The organism is Streptomyces sp. HUAS TT11 (genome assembly GCF_051553595.1).
Taxonomy (GTDB): domain Bacteria; phylum Actinomycetota; class Actinomycetes; order Streptomycetales; family Streptomycetaceae; genus Streptomyces.
Map to the genome: position 1 here is coordinate 3383574 of NZ_CP196184.1, position 18608 is coordinate 3402181.

The 18608-nt window shown below is 70.6% G+C and carries 18 protein-coding genes; 7 read left to right on the forward strand and 11 right to left on the reverse strand.

The window, feature by feature from the left end; all coding sequences use genetic code 11:
- Positions 1–3 precede the first annotated feature (3 nt).
- Complete coding sequence (locus tag ACSHXN_RS15085) at positions 4–2388, forward strand: ribonucleoside-diphosphate reductase subunit alpha (protein WP_438303234.1); 2385 nt, start codon at positions 4–6, stop codon at positions 2386–2388.
- A complete protein-coding gene (locus ACSHXN_RS15090) occupies positions 2388–3401 on the forward strand; it encodes a ribonucleotide-diphosphate reductase subunit beta (protein ID WP_355134167.1) in 1014 nt (337 codons plus the stop codon). The genes ACSHXN_RS15085 and ACSHXN_RS15090 overlap by 1 nt, the downstream gene beginning before the upstream one ends.
- Here ACSHXN_RS15090 and ACSHXN_RS15095 read toward each other — a convergent pair.
- On the reverse strand, positions 3314–3565 hold the full coding sequence (locus tag ACSHXN_RS15095) for a hypothetical protein (protein ID WP_438303235.1): 252 nt from the start codon (positions 3563–3565) through the stop codon (positions 3314–3316). The genes ACSHXN_RS15090 and ACSHXN_RS15095 overlap by 88 nt on opposite strands.
- A gap of 93 nt (positions 3566–3658) precedes the next feature.
- Here ACSHXN_RS15095 and ACSHXN_RS15100 point away from each other — a divergent pair, with 93 nt between their 5' ends.
- On the forward strand, positions 3659–4624 hold the full coding sequence (locus ACSHXN_RS15100; protein ID WP_355134171.1) for a helix-turn-helix domain-containing protein: 966 nt from the start codon (positions 3659–3661) through the stop codon (positions 4622–4624).
- A 16-nt stretch (positions 4625–4640) separates the two neighbouring features.
- Here ACSHXN_RS15100 and ACSHXN_RS15105 read toward each other — a convergent pair whose 3' ends face one another.
- From ACSHXN_RS15105 to ACSHXN_RS15150, 10 genes are all read right to left on the reverse strand, one after another.
- Positions 4641–6035 (reverse strand): bifunctional albaflavenone monooxygenase/terpene synthase, encoded by a 1395-nt coding sequence (locus ACSHXN_RS15105; protein ID WP_356106803.1) that lies wholly within the window; start codon positions 6033–6035, stop codon positions 4641–4643.
- Positions 6032–7117, reverse strand: coding sequence for an epi-isozizaene synthase (gene cyc1 / locus ACSHXN_RS15110; RefSeq protein WP_355796677.1), 1086 nt, complete (start codon positions 7115–7117; stop codon positions 6032–6034). The genes ACSHXN_RS15105 and cyc1 overlap by 4 nt, the downstream gene beginning before the upstream one ends.
- 270 nt (positions 7118–7387) lie before the next feature.
- Entirely contained in the window at positions 7388–8038 is a 651-nt protein-coding gene (gene def / locus ACSHXN_RS15115) for a peptide deformylase (protein ID WP_355134177.1), read from the reverse strand.
- Between the two features lie 103 nt (positions 8039–8141).
- Positions 8142–9122, reverse strand: coding sequence for a tetratricopeptide repeat protein (locus ACSHXN_RS15120; protein ID WP_355134179.1), 981 nt, complete (start codon positions 9120–9122; stop codon positions 8142–8144).
- A gap of 141 nt (positions 9123–9263) precedes the next feature.
- Positions 9264–10508 (reverse strand): HD-GYP domain-containing protein, encoded by a 1245-nt coding sequence (locus ACSHXN_RS15125; protein ID WP_355134181.1) that lies wholly within the window; start codon positions 10506–10508, stop codon positions 9264–9266.
- Positions 10505–11890, reverse strand: a complete 1386-nt coding sequence (locus ACSHXN_RS15130; protein WP_438303236.1) for an HD-GYP domain-containing protein — start codon at positions 11888–11890, stop codon at positions 10505–10507. Before ACSHXN_RS15130 ends, ACSHXN_RS15125 begins: the two co-directional genes overlap by 4 nt.
- Positions 11891–12081: 191 nt before the next feature.
- Entirely contained in the window at positions 12082–12384 is a 303-nt protein-coding gene (gene rsrA, locus ACSHXN_RS15135; RefSeq protein WP_355134185.1) for a mycothiol system anti-sigma-R factor, read from the reverse strand.
- On the reverse strand, positions 12381–13064 hold the full coding sequence (sigR, locus tag ACSHXN_RS15140) for an RNA polymerase sigma factor SigR (RefSeq protein WP_355134187.1): 684 nt from the start codon (positions 13062–13064) through the stop codon (positions 12381–12383). Before sigR ends, rsrA begins: the two co-directional genes overlap by 4 nt.
- Before the next feature lie 257 nt (positions 13065–13321).
- Positions 13322–13948: an alpha/beta hydrolase family protein gene (locus tag ACSHXN_RS15145; protein ID WP_355134402.1), complete on the reverse strand. Its 627-nt coding sequence runs from the start codon at positions 13946–13948 to the stop codon at positions 13322–13324.
- A gap of 10 nt (positions 13949–13958) precedes the next feature.
- Positions 13959–14774 carry an SOS response-associated peptidase gene (locus ACSHXN_RS15150; RefSeq protein ID WP_355134189.1) on the reverse strand — a complete coding sequence of 272 codons (816 nt, stop codon included), beginning with the start codon at positions 14772–14774 and terminating at the stop codon, positions 13959–13961.
- Positions 14775–14823: 49 nt separating this feature from the next.
- On the opposite strand from ACSHXN_RS15150, the gene ACSHXN_RS15155 reads away from it, so the two are divergent.
- The 4 genes from ACSHXN_RS15155 to ACSHXN_RS15170 all read left to right on the forward strand — a co-directional run bounded on the left by ACSHXN_RS15155 (position 14824) and on the right by ACSHXN_RS15170 (position 18525).
- On the forward strand, positions 14824–15555 hold the full coding sequence (locus tag ACSHXN_RS15155; RefSeq protein WP_355134191.1) for a M50 family metallopeptidase: 732 nt from the start codon (positions 14824–14826) through the stop codon (positions 15553–15555).
- A gap of 160 nt (positions 15556–15715) precedes the next feature.
- Positions 15716–17032 carry a 3-phosphoshikimate 1-carboxyvinyltransferase gene (gene aroA / locus ACSHXN_RS15160; RefSeq protein WP_355134193.1) on the forward strand — a complete coding sequence of 439 codons (1317 nt, stop codon included), beginning with the start codon at positions 15716–15718 and terminating at the stop codon, positions 17030–17032.
- A 17-nt stretch (positions 17033–17049) separates the two neighbouring features.
- Complete coding sequence (gene rsgA / locus ACSHXN_RS15165) at positions 17050–18096, forward strand: ribosome small subunit-dependent GTPase A (RefSeq protein ID WP_355134195.1); 1047 nt, start codon at positions 17050–17052, stop codon at positions 18094–18096.
- 105 nt (positions 18097–18201) lie between these two features.
- The gene (locus ACSHXN_RS15170; protein ID WP_059128794.1) at positions 18202–18525 is read left to right on the forward strand and encodes a DMT family transporter; all 324 of its coding nucleotides are present in this window, start codon (positions 18202–18204) and stop codon (positions 18523–18525) included.
- Positions 18526–18608 lie beyond the last annotated feature (83 nt).

Below are 18608 nucleotides of genomic sequence, written 5' to 3' on the forward strand. Positions count from 1 at the left end.
CACGTGACCATCGCGCCAGCCGATCCGGCTTCAGCGACACCGTCCACGCCCCCGGTGGTGACCGACGGTCCCGGTGCCGCGCTGCTGCGGACCCTGACCGAGCTGACCGCCGACCTCCCCGACGCCGACCCCGGACGGGTGGCCGCCGCCGCGCTGCGCGGCCGGTCCGCCCGCAAGGACGCCGAGATCGTCGCGGAGCTTCGCGAGTTGGCCACGGAGGCGGCCGCCGGCCTGATCTCCGAGGACCCCGCCTACTCCAGACTGGCCGCCCGGCTGCTGACGATCGGCATCCGTGCCGAGGCCGCGTCCCAGGGCGTCACGTCCTTCACCGGATCCATCGCGGTGGGGCACCGGGAAGGGCTCGTCGCCGACCGCACCGCCGAGTTCGTGCTGCTGCACGCCGAACGCCTCGACGCGCTCGTCGACCCGGGCGCCGACGACCGCTTCGGCTACTTCGGCCTGCGCACCCTGCACAGCCGCTACCTCCTGCGGCACCCGATCACCCGCAAGGTCATCGAGACCCCCCAGCACTTCATGCTCCGTGTCGCCTCCGGTCTCGCCGAGGACGTCACGACCCGCTCGGCGGACGAGGTCGCCGCGCTCTACGCGCTCATGAGCCGCCTCGACTACCTGCCCTCCTCCCCCACGCTCTTCAACTCCGGCACGCGACACCCGCAGATGTCGTCCTGCTACCTCCTCGACTCGCCGAAGGACGAGCTGGACTCCCTCTACGACCGCTACCACCAGGTCGCCCGCCTGTCGAAGCACGCCGGCGGCATCGGCCTGTCGTACTCGCGCATCCGCTCCCGCGGTTCCCTCATCCGGGGCACCAACGGGCACTCCAACGGAATCGTCCCGTTCCTGAAGACCCTCGACGCCTCCGTCGCCGCCGTGAACCAGGGGGGCCGTCGCAAGGGCGCCGCCGCCGTCTACCTGGAGACCTGGCACTCCGACATCGAGGAGTTCCTGGAGCTGCGCGACAACACCGGCGAGGACGCCCGCCGCACGCACAACCTCAACCTCGCGCACTGGGTCCCCGACGAGTTCATGCGCCGGGTCGACGCCGACGGGCAGTGGTCGCTGTTCTCCCCGTCGGACGTGCCGGAGCTGGTGGACCTGTGGGGCGCGGAGTTCGACGCCGCCTACCGCAGGGCCGAGGCCGCCGGCCTCGCGAAGAAGACCATGCCCGCCCGGGACCTGTACGGCCGCATGATGCGCACCCTCGCGCAGACCGGCAACGGCTGGATGACCTTCAAGGACGCCGCCAACCGCACCGCCAACCAGACGGCCGAGCCGGGCCACGTCGTCCACTCCTCCAACCTCTGCACGGAGATCCTGGAGGTCACGGACGACGGGGAGACGGCGGTCTGCAACCTGGGCTCCGTCAACCTCGGCGCCTTCGTCGACCGGGCGAACGGCGATCTGGACTGGGAGCGGCTGGACGCCACCGTCCGCACCGCCGTCACCTTCCTCGACCGGGTCGTCGACATCAACTTCTACCCGACCGAGCAGGCCGGCCGCTCCAACGCCAAGTGGCGTCCCGTCGGCCTCGGTGTCATGGGTCTGCAGGACGTCTTCTTCCAGCTGCGCCTGCCCTTCGACTCCCCGGAGGCCAGGGCCCTCTCCACCCGGATCGCCGAGCGCATCATGCTCGCCGCCTACGAGGCCTCCGCCGACCTCGCCGAGCGCAGCGGCCCGCTGCCCGCGTGGGAGAAGACCCGCACCGCGCGCGGCGTGCTGCACCCCGACCACTTCGGCGTCGAGCCGACCTGGCCGGAGCGCTGGGCGGCCCTGCGGGAGCGCATCGCCGCCGTCGGCATGCGCAACTCCCTGCTCCTGGCCATCGCGCCGACCGCCACCATCGCCTCCATCGCGGGCGTGTACGAGTGCATCGAGCCGCAGGTCTCCAATCTCTTCAAGCGCGAGACGCTGTCCGGCGAGTTCCTCCAGGTCAACTCGTACCTGGTGAAGGACCTCAAGGAGCTGGGCGTCTGGGACGCCCGCACCCGTGAGGCGCTGCGCGACTCGAACGGCTCGGTGCAGGACTTCGCCTGGATTCCCGAGGACGTGCGCGGGCTGTACCGCACGGCGTGGGAGATCCCGCAGCGCGGCCTGATCGACATGGCCGCCGCCCGGACCCCGTTCCTCGACCAGGCCCAGTCCCTGAACCTCTTCATGGAGACGCCGACCATCGGCAAGCTCTCCTCGATGTACGCGTATGCGTGGAAGCAGGGCCTGAAGACGACGTACTACCTGCGCTCGCGTCCCGCGACCCGCATCGCCCGTGCCGCCCAGGCGCGCCTGGCCATCCCCGTCCAGCAGGTCGCCGACCTCGACGCCGTCGCCTGCTCCCTCGAAAACCCCGAGTCCTGCGAGGCCTGCCAGTAATGCCGACCCGATTCCAGAACCTGCTCGACCCCGGCTTCGAGCTGACTCTGCGCCCGATGCGCTACCCCGACTTCTACGAGCGGTACCGCGACGCCATCAAGAACACCTGGACCGTGGAGGAGGTCGACCTCCATTCGGACGTCGCGGACCTCGCGAAGCTCACACCGGCCGAGCAGCACCTGATCGGCCGTCTGGTCGCCTTCTTCGCGACGGGCGACTCGATCGTGGCGAACAACCTGGTGCTGACGCTCTACAAGCACATCAACTCCCCCGAGGCGCGCCTGTATCTGAGCAGGCAGCTCTTCGAGGAGGCGGTGCACGTCCAGTTCTATCTGACGCTGCTGGACACCTATCTGCCCGATCCGGAGGACCGGAACGCGGCGTTCGCGGCGGTCGAGAACATCCCCTCCATCCGCGAGAAGGCCGGGTTCTGCTTCAAGTGGATGGACTCGGTCGAGCAGATCGACCGGCTGGAGAGCAAGGCGGACCGCCGGCGCTTCCTGCTCAACCTGATCTGCTTCGCCGCGTGCATCGAGGGGCTGTTCTTCTACGGCGCCTTCGCCTACGTCTACTGGTTCAGAAGCCGCGGCCTGCTGCACGGCCTGGCCACGGGCACCAACTGGGTGTTCCGCGACGAGACGATGCACATGTCCTTCGCCTTCGACGTCGTGGACACCGTCCGCAAGGAGGAGCCGGACCTCTTCGACGGCGAGCTCGAGCGGCAGGTCACCGACATGCTGCGGGAGGCCGTCGAGGCCGAGCTGCAGTTCGCGCGCGACCTGTGCGGTGACGGCCTCCCCGGCATGAACACCGACTCGATGCGGCAGTACCTGGAGTGCGTCGCCGATCAGCGCCTCACGCGCCTCGGCTTCGCCCCCGTGTACGGCTCCGAGAACCCCTTCTCCTTCATGGAGCTCCAGGGGGTTCAGGAGCTGACCAACTTCTTCGAGCGGCGTCCCTCGGCGTACCAGGTGGCGGTCGAGGGCACCGTCGACCTCGACGAGGACTTCTGAGTCCGCTCCCTCTCCTGTCGCTCCCCGGCCTCCTGGGCCTCCCTGATCTGCCGGTCGACGCGCCGGTCGTGCGCGGCGCCGATCAGTGACGGGAGGACCAGGAGGACCAGGGCCGAGAGGACGACGACCATGCCGGTCAGTGCTTGCGTCTGGTTCGTGTTCATGTACAACACTGTCCCGCCATACGGTACTTACCGTCAGTGGCAGGCCTGCCGTACACCCTCGAATTACTGCCACTTCCGAGGCACACTGGTCGCATGCTGAAGAACGTGGCCGCCGTCCTGCTCGACGGCGTGCACCCCTTCGAACTGGGCGTCGTGTGCGAGGTGTTCGGCATCGACCGCAGCGACGAGGGGCTCCCGGTGTACGACTTCGCCGTGGTCTCGGCGGAGGGCCCATCACTCGGCACCCACGTGGGCGGTCTCACGGTCTCGACGCCGTACGGACTCGACCGGCTGGAGGAGGCCGACCTGATCGCGGTGCCGGCCGGCAGCGAGTACGTCACACGCGACTATCCGCCCGAGTTGCTCGACTCCCTCGTCCGGGCGGTCGAACGGGGCGCACGCGTGCTGAGCGTGTGCTCGGGGGTCTTCGCGCTGGGCGCCGCGGGGCTGCTGGACGGGCGTCGGTGCAGCGTGCACTGGCGGCAGGCCCGGGAGCTGGCCCTGCGTTGTCCGCGGGCGGTCATCGAACCGGACGTCCTCTATGTCGACGAGGACCCGGTGATCACCTCCGCCGGCACGGCGGCCGGGATCGACGCCTGTCTGCACATCGTGCGCAAGGAGCAGGGTCCCGAGGTCGCCAACAAGATCGCCCGGCGCATGGTGGTCCCGCCGCACCGCGACGGCGGCCAGGCCCAGTACATCGAGAGGCCGCTGCCCCGGTCGCAGTGCGACACGGTCGGCGGGGTGCTGGCATGGATGGCGCGCAATCTCGACAAGGAGGTGACCGTGGAGCAGCTGGCCGTTCGCGCCCATATGTCACCGCGGACCTTCGCCCGCCGCTTCCAGCAGGAGACAGGAACCACCCCGTACCGCTGGATTCTGCGCCAACGGGTTTTGCTGGCACAGGAGTTGCTGGAGGGGACCGACGAGACGATGGACACGATCGCCGACCGCACCGGCTTCGGCACGGCGGCGGCGCTGCGCCATCAGTTCGTCCGCGCCCTCGGCACCACACCGAACGCCTACCGGCGCACGTTCAGGGGCCCGCAGGCCGCCTGACCGTGCGCCGGTACGGTCACCTCGGCAGGGCCTTCAGCAACAGCCTGCGAGGGCGCAGCGTGATGCCGATGCGAGGCCGGTCGTCGGACCCGGGCGCCTGCTCGAAGCGGTAGGCGGACGCGATGGCCGCCGTGATCAGCGTGAGCTCCGCCATCGAGAAGTGGTCGCCCGGGCACTTCCGGTTGCCCACCCCGAACGGGGTCATCGCGTACTTGGGAACGTCCTTGGCCCGTTCCGGAAGCCAGCGATCGGGGTCGAACGCGTTGTGCTCCGCGTACGACCGGGGGTCGCGCTGTATGGCGTACGGGCTGTAGACGACGTCGGCCCCCGCCGGAATGCGATACCCGCCGAGCACGGTGTCGGTCACCGCCCGCCGCGTCAATATCCATACGGCGGGACGCAAACGCATTGTCTCGACGATGACATTCGCGGTGTGCGGCAAGTTTCGGACATCGTCGAAAGAGACCGGCCGCTCGCCCACGACCGTTTTCACCTCTTCGTGGATCTTGTCCGTCTGATCCGGATGATCCGCGAGGACCTGGAGCAGCGACATGACCATGGAGCCGACCGTTTCGCTGCCGGCCGTGACTATGGCGACGACCTGGTCATGGATCTCCTGCTCCCCAATGGGCTCGCCATTCTCGTCCTTCGCCCTCAGCAAAGCCGACAGCAAATCGTCCGGCTTTTGACTGGATGCGCGGCGGGCGGCGATGATCTCGTCGACCAGGAGATGCAAATCGGCCAATGCCCGGTTGAATTCGCGGTTGGCCGGGACCGGCAGTCGATACAGCGGTCCGAGCGGTATCACCATGCGCTGGTACATGCCGCTGAACAGCGTGGCGAGCGCCGCGCATATCCGCTCGGAGCGCTCGTCCATGTAGCTGCCGCGCATGAGGCACCTGGCGGCGACCCGGACGGCCACCCGGAACGACTCCTCCATCACGTCGACGGTCGCGCCGGACCGCCAGCGCGCCACGAGGTCATGCGCCTCCTGAGCCATGATCGGCCCGTAGGCGGGGATGGCGTCGAGCCGGAAGGCGGGCTGGATCGCCCGCCGCTGGCGCTGGTGCAGCGGCCCGTTGGTGGTGGCCACCCCCTGCTTGCCGAGCAGGCTTTCGAGCGACTCCCACAGCGGGCCGCCGATCTTGAAGTCGGTGCTGAGGGCGAGGGCACCGGTGAGGGCCGGGCTGGTGATGGCGTACACCGTCTTCGGCCCGAGCCTCAGCCGGACGACCTCCCCGTCGTCCCGCAGCCCGGACAGGAAGCCCAGCGGGTCGCGGGCCAGTTTCCACCCGTGACCGAGGCCGGGCACACCGCCCGCGGCGACCGGCGGGACGCGAGGCTCCGCCGACCTCGGAGGTGCCCCCTTCTCGGGCGCGGCCGAGAGATCGGGGGACGATTCCAGGGTCATTTCTCACCTACCGCTTCGTTGTTGACGTACGGGGGTGTCGAGCGGTCGTCCCAGTTGTCGACCATGTACCGGCCGGACTCGTGATGGAACCAGTACACGGTGCTGAACCAGTTCCGCATATTCGCGACGATCGCCTTCACAGCGACGCTCAATTCCCGGCCGCGCACGGTACCGTCCGCGAGGGAGTCGGCGAATCGCATCGCCTCCTTCTCGGCGACAAGGAATTCCGAAACGCATTCCTCGACCCGCCGGCGTACTTCCTTGATCGCCTCTTCGAGCGTCAACCCCTCATGATGGATGAGACTGATTCCGAGATTGTGGACCTCATCTCCCGCGATTTCCTTGGGGAGTGAGCACAGGTCGTTGTACCACGCCGCGAATTCCTGGCTCAGCAGCGCCGCCCGCCGGTATCCGGGGTGTTTCCGTACGGCGTCCGGCAGCTCCGTCCGCGCGCTCGGCTCCAGCAGATCGGTCCAGATCCAGTGCGCGAAGGTGAGCCGGCGGAGTTCGAGGTACGCGTCGACCGTCGGGACGATTCCGGAGGTGCGGTTGCGGAACTCCCGGTCGTACGCCTCGATCACCGTGTGGAAGTGCCGGGCGAAGCGCGCGTTCCACTTCTCGCTCAGGAACGAGTACAGCCGCACCATGCTGTCCGCGAACCCCGCGACCAGCGGATCCGGGTGGTGCAGATGGTCCCCGGGTGAGTCCAGCGCCGCGTGCAGTTGGAACCTGAGGCGCCGCCAGGCGGCGGGCCGTCGGTGGACGATGTCACGGTCGTGGCGGTCGTCCCAGACGAAGAACCACGCGCTGTAGTCGGCGATCGCCTGCAGGACCTCGTCGGGGGCACCGATGTAGTAGCCCGCCATGAGGTCTGTGTAGCACAGCCCGTCGGCGTACTCTTCGACCTTGTCCGCAGGCATCAGCCGCTTTTCCAGCAGCCAGGAACGCGTCTTCTCCTGCAGGCTGGGCCAATACGGGTGGAGTCGACGTGGAAACTCGGCCTCGACCACCGGTAAGGAGAGCGCCGGTGGAACCGCGGCCACGATCGCCGTCGATGAAGTGCTGTGTGGGAAAGCTGGCACGAACAAACCCCTCTCAGCCGCCGGTTGGCAGCACGCCCCTCCCGCCGTGCCGGGCGCGCGCCGTTGCGTATCCCCGCGCTTTCCATTGAGCACTACAACTGACCGTTCTGGGAACGGATTTGCTCCACTCACCACCCCACAGTGCCGAGAATCTCCCCCGCGTGACTGAATATGGATCGGTTCAGGTGTACAAGGGGGCGAATGTACGACGCACACGTGAACGGCGCCCGGTCGGGAGGGGTCCCCGACCGGGCGCCGTCGCACGAGTCGTCAGTCGTTGGCCACCACGGGGTAGCGGGGCTCGTTCTCGGCCATCTGCCGCAGGGCGTCCTTGCGCTCGCGCTTGGAGAGCCGGTCGATGTAGAGGTACCCGTACAGATGGTCCGTCTCGTGCTGCAAACAGCGAGCGAAGTAGCCGGTGCCGCGGACCTTGATCGGGTTGCCCTTCTCGTCCTGACCGGTGACTTCCGCGTAGTCGGGGCGGGCGAGCGGAGCGTACGCGGTCGGCACGGACAGGCAGCCCTCGTTGCTGTCGTCCAGGCGGCGCCTGTCCGCCGGCAGGTCCACCAGCTTCGGGTTGCAGACCACCCCGACGTGCCGCACTCCTTCGTCGTCCGGGCAGTCGTAGACGAAGACCTTCAGGTCGACGCCGATCTGGTTGGCGGCCAGACCCACTCCCTCGGCGGTGCGCTGGCTGGCGAACATGTCCGCGACCAGTTGCTGCAGTTCCTCGCCGAAGTCGGTGACGTCCTTGCACTCCTTGTGCAGCACCGGGTTCCCGACGACGGTGATGGGCTGCGAGGTGCCCCGCTCGCGCCAGGCGGTCTCACGCTCCTCCACGTCCTCGGTGTCGATGACGAAGCCTTCGTCGTCCACGGGGAGCACGCCCGCGTGCTGCTGATCGGTGTCCTGCTGCGCCATGACCGACGTACGCCTTCCTGCAACCTGTGAAAATTCCTGCGCCTACCAGCCTACGGGGCGCTCACTGCCGCTCTCCCCGTGATCCGCGGGCCCGGAGTCCGCCTCAGCAGACCTCTTCGAGGTCCCGCCAGTCCCGGGAGTCCGGACTGTCCGCGACCCAGCCGTCGAGCAGCCCGCGCACCAGCGAGGCGGGCGCCGCGATGCCGCACTCGCGCTCGGGCACCCACAGCTGTCCGTCCGTGCGGTGCCCCAACGGCCCCGGGTGCCCCGGCTCGCTGTGGTCGTGCGGGTCGAGGTGCTCACCGTCGCCCTCGTCGGCCGGCATCCGTGACTCGGAGCACATCCGGCACAGCAGTCGCACGGACGACGACCAGTCCTCGGCGGCGAAACCGGCGTCGGCGGCCAGCTGTTCCAGCGCGTCCCGGTCGTCCTCGGTCGCGGCCTCCAGCAGCACGACCCAGGTGGGCACCGGCGAGGGCGCCCACAGCTCGATCTCGTCGAAGACCGGATAGGTGTGGCCGGCGGCCGTCGTGCGCTCACCGTGCGGTACGCCGTCGTGCAGCACGACCTCGCCCCAGCGGCGCCCCGAGGACGGCAGCGGGATCGACAGCACCTCGATGCGCGCGGGATCCAGCCTGCGCCCCCAGACGACCTCGGCCTCGCCCTCCGGGGACAGCCGAACGGCGGCGCTGCCCAGGTCCATCTCGGCGGGCTCGTCGGGGACGGCTGCACCTCCCGGCACCTTCAGGCCGTACGCCTGCCAGGCGCGGCGGGCCAGCGGCCAGTCCTGCAGGGCGGTGGCCGCGATCCCCACGTTCCACCAGTCGGGCGCCCCGGTCTCCTTCTCGAGCAGGGCCACGGCGCGCAGCCCGGTGGTGCGGGCCTGCTCCCAGTCGTGGCGGAACTTGTGCAGGAGGGCGAGGTTGAACCAGGACTCCGACAGCCAGGGCTCCAGATCGGCGGCCCGGGTCAGCAGCGCTCCCGCGTCCTCGTACCGGCCGTCGCCGATCAGCGTGAACGCGCGGTCGGTGGCCTGCCGCCAGGAGGCGGAGGGCCGGTGCCGTCCCTTCCCGAAGATCCTCACGATTCCCGCCTGCCAGTCCCTTGCGATTCCCGCCTGCCGGTTCCTTGCCGTCTGCGGGGGCCACGGGCCGAGCTGTGCCCCCGAACACCCTCTCCTCGCATCCAACCACGTACCGCCGGACGGGCGCTCATTACCCATGGGTTACCCCGTGACGGCCAAGGTCAGACCGTCCCTCTGCAACACCCTGGCGAGTGACTCCACGATCTCCGGCTGGTAGTCGCGGGCGCAGGCGAGCCGCAGTCGCTCCAGCGCGCTGAGCGGTCCTCCGGGACCGGCCTCCTCCCGCGCCATCTCCTCGTAGGCGTTCACCGTCCGGACGATTCTCGCGCTGACCGGTTGCTCCCGATAGGGGTCCGCCTGCCGTTCCACCACGACCGCGACCTCCGCGTGCACTCCGGTCTGGCGGACGACGGCCCCGCCCAGGAGCGCGATGCGCCGCTGCTCCTCGGCGGGCAGCGAGGCGGTGGCTCCGGCGGGCACGGGATCGACGAGGCTGAGCTGCCCGATGTCGTGCATGAGGGCCGCGTACTCCAGGACGGTCAGTTCCGGCCCGGACAGCCCCAGCTCCCGGCCCACGGCCCTGCTGAGGGCGGCGACGCGGCGGGCGTGCCCGGCGGGCGTGTACCCGGCGATCTCGGTGGCGCGCGCGAGCGAGGTGATCGTCTGCCGGTAGGTCGTCCGCACGGCCGCGTACCGCCGGTAGGAGAGCTGGGTCAGCAGCAGGGGCAGGGAGAACACGGGCAGCGCCCACAGGCCCACGACCCCGACCGCCAGCGACATGACGGCGCCGGTCGCGCAGACGGCCGAGCCGATGCCGAGCGTGGCCCGCAGTTCGTCGCGCAGCAGCGGCCCGAACGGCCAGCGGGTCCGGGAGTGCGCCAGGGCGGCGGCGAGCACGGCGTCGCACAGCGTGGTGAGCACGAGCAGCGCGACGACGAGCAGGGCGTAGGTGGAGCCGCCCCAGCCGTGCAACCTGCCGTGTTCGTGGATGGGTTGGAAGCAGACGGCGGCGAAGGCGACGGTGAGCAACCGCCGGGTGAGATGGTCCGCGGTCGATCCGCGGCCACGGGCGGCATGCGGGACGCAGCCGGCCAGGGTGGCCGCGAGCACGACGGTGACGACCTGCTGCACCCCGTGGTGGTCGGGCTGCCCGGCGTTCTGCCCGAGCAGCGCGTAGGAGAGCGCCCCGGCCGCGCCGAGGGGAGCGGGCTCCCGCTCACCGCCGTCGCTCCACCGGGCGAGCTCCCCCACGGTGACGAGCGTCCCGAAGGCCAGGGCGACGACGGGGTGGTCGAGGCCGCGCCAGAGGATGAGGACAAGAGAACCGGCGGCCAGGATCGCGGCCGCCCCATGGGCGAGAACGAGGGTGATACGGCCCGCGGTCACGCGCCGCCCCCGCCGCGGCGGTGCACCGCCGGTTCACCGGGGACGGGCGGGGCCGGGGCCGGCACGGTGCCGTGCTGCTCGTCCGCCGTCACCGCCGGATGCCAGCCGTGCCGATCCAGCGCGTGGACCAGCGCCCGCACCATCGCCGGGTCGAACTGCGCCCCCGCGCACCGCTGGAGTTCCTCCAGCGCCGCCGGGACGGGGCGGGCGCGCCGGTAGGAGCGGGTCGAGGTCATCGCGTCGAAGGCGTCGGCGACCGCCACCAACCGGGCGAACTCCGGGATCTGGGTGCCCACGAGGCCGTAGGGGTAGCCGCTGCCGTCGAGCCGCTCGTGGTGGTGCAGGATCGCGGACCGCGCCTCGCCGAGGAACCCGATCCCGCGCACCATCTCGTGGCCGTACTCGGGGTGCAGCTCGATGATCCGCCGCTCCTCGGGGGTCAGCGGCCCGTCCTTGCGCAACAACCGGGTGGGGACGCCGAGTTTGCCCACGTCGTGCAGGATGCCGGCGAACCGGAGCACCTCGGCGCGCTCGTCGTCCATGCCGAGTTCACGCGCGATCATCATCGAGGCCTGCCCGACCCGCTCGCTGTGCCCGCGGGTGTACCCGTCCTTGATGTCGACCGCCTGCACGAGCGCGCGGATCGTCGCCCGGTGGGCCGCCCGCTCCCGGTGGTACTGGGCGAAGACCCAGCAGGACACGTACATGGGCAGCAGCACGAGCAGGGCGGCGACCGGTCCGTAGGGGCTGAGCCACAGCACCGCCATCATCAGCCCGGCGAGCCCGTGCACGGCGACCGGCGCGAGGGAGCGCAGGAAGAGTCCGCTCCAGGAGGCGCGGGCCGGCACCCCCTCGGCCAGTGCCAGGATTCCCGCGTCGAGCGCGGTCAGCGTCAGACAGAACGCGAGGACGGCTGCCCCGGCGGTCAGGAGCGCGTACGGGAAGTGGGGGCCGGCCACGGCGTCCCGGCCGCCGAGCGCCCCGTGCACATGGGAGGCCGCCCACACGGCGAGGGCCAGCTGGGCCGCCCGCCAGCTGCGGCGCAGCCACGAGGGCCGTCCGGCGCCCGGGACGAGCAGCGCCCCGGGCAGCGGTACGAGCACGGCGGCCGCGGGCGGCAGCAGAAAGGCCCCGGCGAGCAGCACGGGGAAGAAGGTGCCGACGCCCTCGCCGGCCCCGGGGCCGGCCAGCCGCTCACCCGCCCGGGCGCGGTCGAGCACCCGGGGCAACGGGATCTGCTCGCTCCCGGCGTAGAGAGCGGCGAGCAGAACGACGGCCCACAAGGGGGCCGCCGGGAGGTCGAGGGCGGGAGCCGCGCACAGCAGGGCGGCAAGGACGGCACATCCGACATACACACGTGCCCACGGCCGAACCGGCCCCATGACGCACCTCCCCCGTAGCCCGCACCCGTCCGCACCGGGCGGGCCCGGTCGTGCCCCTTTCAGGCTCCGGAGCCTAGAGGCGAGGCAGTCCGTGTGGGCCGCATTGAGCGAATCCGCGGGTCGAAGACCCGCGGATTAGCACATTCGGGTGATGGTTCACCGGGGATTGACACACATTCCCGAACTGGCGTTCAGGATTCCTGCGGCGTCGCGCTGACGTCGTGCTCGGGCACCGTCTGCCCCGAACGGATCAGATCGAGACGGCCCATGACCTTCGCCCGGAGGTCGCTCGGCACGTCGTCGTGCCCGCAGCAGCGCTTGACCAGCTTCTTCACGGCCTGCTCGAGGCCGTACTTCTCGAGGCACGGCGAGCACTCCTCGAAGTGCTGCTGGAACTTGGAGCGGTCGACGTCCGGCATCTCACTGTCGAGGAACTCGTAGAGATGGTCGAGGACCTCACTGCAGTCCGTCTCGTGCGGCTCTCCGCAGCTCATGAGCCCGAGCCTTTCGCTTGGTCCGACTCTCCGGCGCCGGCCGGGACGAGCCCGCGCTCTCGGGCGTAGTCCTCGAGCATGCCGCGCAGTTGACGGCGGCCCCGGTGCAGCCGGGACATCACCGTGCCGATGGGTGTCCCCATGATGTCCGCGATCTCCTTGTACGCAAAGCCCTCTACGTCCGCGAGATACACGGCGATACGGAATTCCTCGGGAATCGCCTGCAGCGCTTCCTTCACGTCCGAGTCGGGCAGGTGGTCGAGCGCCTGCGACTCCGCGGAGCGCAGACCGGTCGACATGTGCGACTCGGCACGGGCGAGCTGCCAGTCCTCGATCTCCTCGGCCGCGCTGCGCTGGGGCTCGCGCTGCTTCTTGCGGTACGAGTTGATGAAGGTGTTGGTGAGGATCCGGTACAGCCAGGCCTTGAGGTTGGTGCCCTCACGGAACTGGTGGAAGGACGCGTAGGCCTTCGCGTACGTCTCCTGGACCAGGTCCTCGGCGTCGGCCGGGTTGCGCGTCATCCGCAGCGCGGCCGAATACATCTGATCGAGGAATTCGAGCGCGTCCCGCTCGAAGCGCGCGCTGCGCTCGCCGGACGACTCCGCGCCCGTGCCCCGGCCCTCGGGCTGCTCCGCCTGGCCGTGTTCGGTCCCTGCGTCGGTCCCAGGTACCGGACCCACCTCCTCCAGCAGTGTGGCAGGACCGAAACCGGTCCCACTGGAATCGGAGGATAGACGAACATCCTTACCCGCCGCCGCCCGAATAGGCGCGGCCTTGGCCGAGTGCAGCACCGTCCAGTCCAGGTCAGCGCTGCTGCTGCGGCTCGGGCAGATGGTCGAACCCATGCGGCGGACTCCCTCTCGTACCTACGGTGCAGCACCTTTCGGGTGCCGTCTGATCCGCACAACAGTGGTCCGGCTCCGGGCATTCCCGGGCGTCACTCGAGTGACGCGATCCACATCACCACGGCGTCGGCGGCGGTCTCCAGCGCCTCTTCCCGGGTGATACCGGCGCGCTTGGGGACCGCGAAACCGTGATCGCCGTACGGCACCTCGACGAGGTCGTACGCCCCCTTCGGAAACTCCTCCGGCTTCCCGAAGGGATCGTTGCCGCCCTGGACGACAAGCGTGGGCACGCCCGCGCCGAGCAGTTCGCTCGCCCGGGACCTCTCGGGCCTGCCGGGCGGGTGCAGGGGGAAGCTCAGCGCGAGCACGGCGGCGGCGCCGAGCTCGCCCGCCGTCCGGCAGGCGACCCGGGCCCCGGCGCTGCGGCCACCGGCGACCACGGGCAGCCCGGTCCCCTCCAGGACGGGCCACACCCCGCGCCAGCCCACGTCCAGCGTCTTCGGCGCGGGTGCCAGCTTCTTGCCGGCGACGCGCCAGGGCTGCTCCACCAGGGCGACGCTCACGGCGTGGGCGGGCAGCGCCCGGGCCAGGACCTGGAGGTCGGGTGCCTCGACGCCCCCGCCGGCACCGTGGCTCAGCGCGAGCACGAGCCGCGGCCGCGTCGCCCGGTACCAGGTGACACGGGCCGTGCCGGCATCGGTCGCGACGCTCTCTGTCACATCCGTCACGTCAGAAGAGTGTGCCCTCTTCGGGACCGGCGAGCTCCTTCATCAGCTCCGGGCCGTTGTTGCGCACGTTGCTGACCGCGGTGGAGACCGGGTAGGCGCGCATCAGTCCGGGCGGCGGCGCATCCAGCAGCGGGCGCAGGTCCTCGGGGTCGGTGCGGGCGGGGTCGAGCCAGGCGTCCCAGCGGTCCGGGGTGAGCATCACCGGCATGCGCGGGTGGATCTCGGACAGGGAGTGGGGGCCCTCGGCCGGGGCCACGGCCAGCGGTGTCGCCTCCGCCTCCGTGGTGATCACCGAACAGGTCGTCCACCAGGCCAGGGGGTGGTCGTCGGGCAGGGTCCGATCCCGCCAGAACTCGTACAGGCCGGCCATGGCGAAGACCGACCCGTCGGCGGGCAGCACGAAGTAGGGCTGCTTGCGCGGCCTCTTCTTCCTGCCCTCCACCTCCAGGTCGCGCTCGTCCTTGCCGGTGACCCATTCGTAGTAGCCGTCGGCGGGCAGGATGCACCGGCGGGTCGCGAAGGCGCGCCGGTACGCGGGCTTCTCGTGCACTGTCTCGGCGCGCGCGTTGATCATCCGGGCGCCGCCCTCGGGCGACTTCGCCCAGGACGGCACGAGACCCCACTTGAGCCTGCGCAGCTGGCGAACCGGCCGGTGGTCGTCGGCGTCCTTCACAGGACGGTCCAGGACCGCGTAGACCTCCTTGGTCGGGGCCACGTTGAAGTCGGGGGCCAGGGTCTCCTCCGGCTCCCACTTCTCGATCTCGAAGATTCCTGCGAGATCCTCGGGCCTGCGACTCGCTGAATACCGTCCGCACATACGTGCAACACTGCCAGATCCGACGAGAGCCCAGGAGCCACCACCCCCCATGGACACCCTCGCCTCGACAACGCTGAGTGCGCTGCCCGACCTCTGGGACCGGATCTTCGGAAGCCAGCCCGATCCCGATCTGTGGGTGGTGATCGCCACCCTGGTCGCCGCGCTCGCCGTGGTCGTCCCGCACGGCGTATGGCGGATATCGCGCAACACCATCACCATCGCGCACGAGGGCGGCCACGGACTGGTCGCGCTGCTCACCGGGCGGACCCTGACCGGAATCCGGCTCCACTCCGACACCAGCGGCCTCACCGTCAGCCGCGGCAAGCCGTACGGCCTCGGCATGATCCTCACGGCGGCGGCCGGCTACACCGCTCCCCCGCTCCTCGGACTGGGCGGGGCGGCGCTGCTCGCCGCCGGCCACATCACGCTGCTGTTGTGGCTGGCCACGGCACTGCTCCTGGTGATGCTGGTGATGATCCGCAACGCCTACGGGGTGCTGACCGTGTTCCTCACCGGGGGCACGTTCCTGCTGGTGTCGTGGCTGGCCGGTCCGCAGGTGCAGGCGGCCTTCGCCTATGCGGTGGTGTGGTTCCTGCTGGTCGGCGGCGTGCGGCCGGCGTTCGAACTCCAGGCGAAGCGGTCGCGCGGAGGGGCCGGGGACTCGGACGCGGACCAGCTCTCCCGGCTCACCCACGTCCCGGCGGGGCTGTGGCTCTTCCTCTTCCATGTGGTGTCGCTGTGCTCGCTGATGGGCGGAGGCCGTTGGCTGCTGCGGCTCTGACCGGGCCCGGCGCGCCGGCGGCCACAGCGGCCGTGACCGCCGGCGTTCCGCGCATATATGCACGGCAGATACGGCCCGACATATCAGACAACGGTTTCGCTCAGATTTCGCCGCTTTTGATCAAGATCTACGGACTGAACCAGCCACTACAGTGGGCCCCATGACCGTGAATCCCGCGCAGACCGCCCCTTGGACCGCCCCGCACGCGAGCGGAGCCGTCGACGCGACGGTCCATGTGCCCGGGTCCAAGTCGGTCACCAACCGTGCCCTCGTCCTCGCGGCCCTCGCCTCCGAGCCCGGCTGGCTGCGCCGGCCCCTGCGCTCCCGCGACACCCTGCTGATGGCGTCGGCGCTGCGCGCGATGGGCGTGGGCATCGAGGAAGGGGTCGGCCCCGACGGCTCGGGCGAGACCTGGCGGGTGATCCCCGCCGCGCTGCACGGCCCCGCCACGGTCGACGTCGGCAACGCCGGCACCGTGATGCGCTTCCTGCCCCCCGTCGCCGCCCTCGCCGACGGGCCCATCCGCTTCGACGGGGATCCGCGTTCCTACGAGCGCCCGCTGAACGGCGTGATCGACGCGCTGCGGGTCCTCGGCGCCCGGATCGACGACGACGGCCGCGGGGCGCTGCCGCTGACCGTGCACGGCGGCGGCGCGCTGGACGGCGGCCCGGTGTCGATCGACGCCTCCTCGTCCTCCCAGTTCGTCAGCGCGCTGCTGCTGTCCGCGCCGCGCTTCAACCAGGGCGTCGAGGTCCGCCACACCGGCTCGACGCTGCCCTCCATGCCGCACATCCGTATGACCGTCGACATGCTGCGCGCGGTCGGCGCCCAGGTGGACACCCCGGAGTCCGGTGGCGAACCCGACGTCTGGCGGGTCACACCGGGCGCCCTGCTCGGCCGGGACCTGACCGTCGAGCCGGACCTGTCCAACGCCCAGCCGTTCCTCGCGGCCGCGCTGGTGACCGGCGGCAAGGTGGTCGTCCCCGACTGGCCGGCCCGCACGACCCAGCCCGGGGACCGGCTGCGCCAGATCTTCACCGAGATGGGCGGCACCTGCACCCTGACCGAGCGCGGCCTGGAGTTCACCGGATCGGGTGCCGTCCACGGCATCGATGTGGACCTCGGTGAGGTCGGCGAGCTGACACCCGGCATCGCGGCGGTCGCCGCCCTCGCGGACTCGCCGTCGACCCTGCGCGGCGTGGCCCATCTGCGTCTGCACGAGACGGACCGGCTGGCCGCGCTCACCAAGGAGATCAACGAACTCGGCGGCGACGTCACCGAGACCGCAGACGGTCTGCACATCCGCCCGCGCCCCCTGCACGGCGGGGTCTTCCACACCTACGACGACCACCGCATGGCCACGGCGGGCGCGATCATCGGACTCGCCGTCGAGGGGGTGCGGGTCGAGAACGTGGCGACGACGGCCAAGACGCTGCCGGACTTCCCCGACCTGTGGACCGGGATGCTCGGGGACTGACGGGCGGACCTGAGATCATGCGGCGCTACGGCAAGCACACCGACGAGGACGACATCCGCACCCGTCCGAACCGCAAGGGCAACCGGCCACGCACCAACATCCGGCCCAAGCACGAGGACGCGGCCGAGGGCATGGTGCTCACCGTCGACCGGGGCCGGCTCACCTGCCTCGTCGACGGCCGTGCGATCGTCGCGATGAAGGCCCGCGAGCTGGGCCGCAAGGCCGCGGTGGTGGGTGACCGCGTCGCCCTGGTCGGCGATCTGTCCGGTGCCAAGGACACCCTCGCCCGCATCGTCCGGATCGAGGAGCGCGCATCCGTCCTGCGCCGGACCGCCGACGACGACGATCCCTTCGAGCGCGTGGTCGTCGCCAATGCCGACCAGTTGGCCATCGTCACCGCGCTCGCCGACCCCGAACCGCGCCCGCGTCTGATCGACCGCTGCCTGGTGGCCGCGTACGACGGGGGCCTGGAGCCCCTGCTCGTGATGACGAAGTCGGACCTCGCCCCGCCGGACGAGCTGCTGGAGCTCTACGGGGCGCTGGACATCCCCCATGTCGTCACCAGCCGCGAGGAACTGGAGAACGGCGACGCCGCGGACCGGGTGCGCGCACACCTGGCCGGCAAGATCACGGCCTTCGTCGGCCATTCCGGGGTGGGCAAGACCACGCTGGTCAACGCTCTGGTACCGGAGGAACGGCGGCGCACGACCGGTCATGTCAACGCGGTGACCGGGCGCGGCCGGCACACCACGACGTCGGCCCTCGCGCTGCCGCTGGACGCGACCGCGGGCTCCCCGCTGCCCGGCCCGGACGAGGCAGGGGAGGGCTGGGTCATCGACACCCCGGGCGTACGGTCCTTCGGCCTGGCGCACATCGATCCCTCCCGCGTGATCCACGCCTTCCCGGACCTCGAACCGGGAACCGAGGGCTGCCCCCGGGCGTGCAGCCACGACGAACCGGACTGCGCGCTCGACGCATGGGTGGCGGAGGGGCACACGGACCCGGCGCGGCTGTACTCGCTGCGCAGACTGCTCGCCACGCGTGAGCGGAAGGAAGGGGACTGACCTCCGCGGTGTTTGGGTGCGTCGCGGGCAGGTAAATGCTTACCTCGCGCCGGGCCTGTTGCGACCGGACGGGGCAGTCGAGCGGGGATGCGGGAGGACAGGACAATGGCGTGGCTGCTGGTCATCGTGGCGGGGCTTCTCGAGACCGGTTTCGCCGTCTGTCTCAAGCTCTCGCACGGCTTCACGAGGCTCTGGCCGACCGTCGCCTTCTGCGCCTTCGCACTCGGCAGCTTCGGTCTCCTCACCATGTCCCTGAAGAAGCTGGACGTGGGCCCGGCGTACGCGGTGTGGACCGGCATCGGCGCGGCCGGTACGGCGATCTACGGAATGATCTTTCTGGGTGACCTCGTCTCGACCCTGAAGATCGTCTCGATCACCCTGGTGATCGTCGGAGTGATAGGCCTGCAGTTGTCCGGATCGGCGCACTGAGGGACGCTTCGCCGGCTGCGCCCCGGCGGGGGCGCCCGTGCACGCCGTCGTACTGCCCTGCGCGCCGGGCGCAATCGATCTGC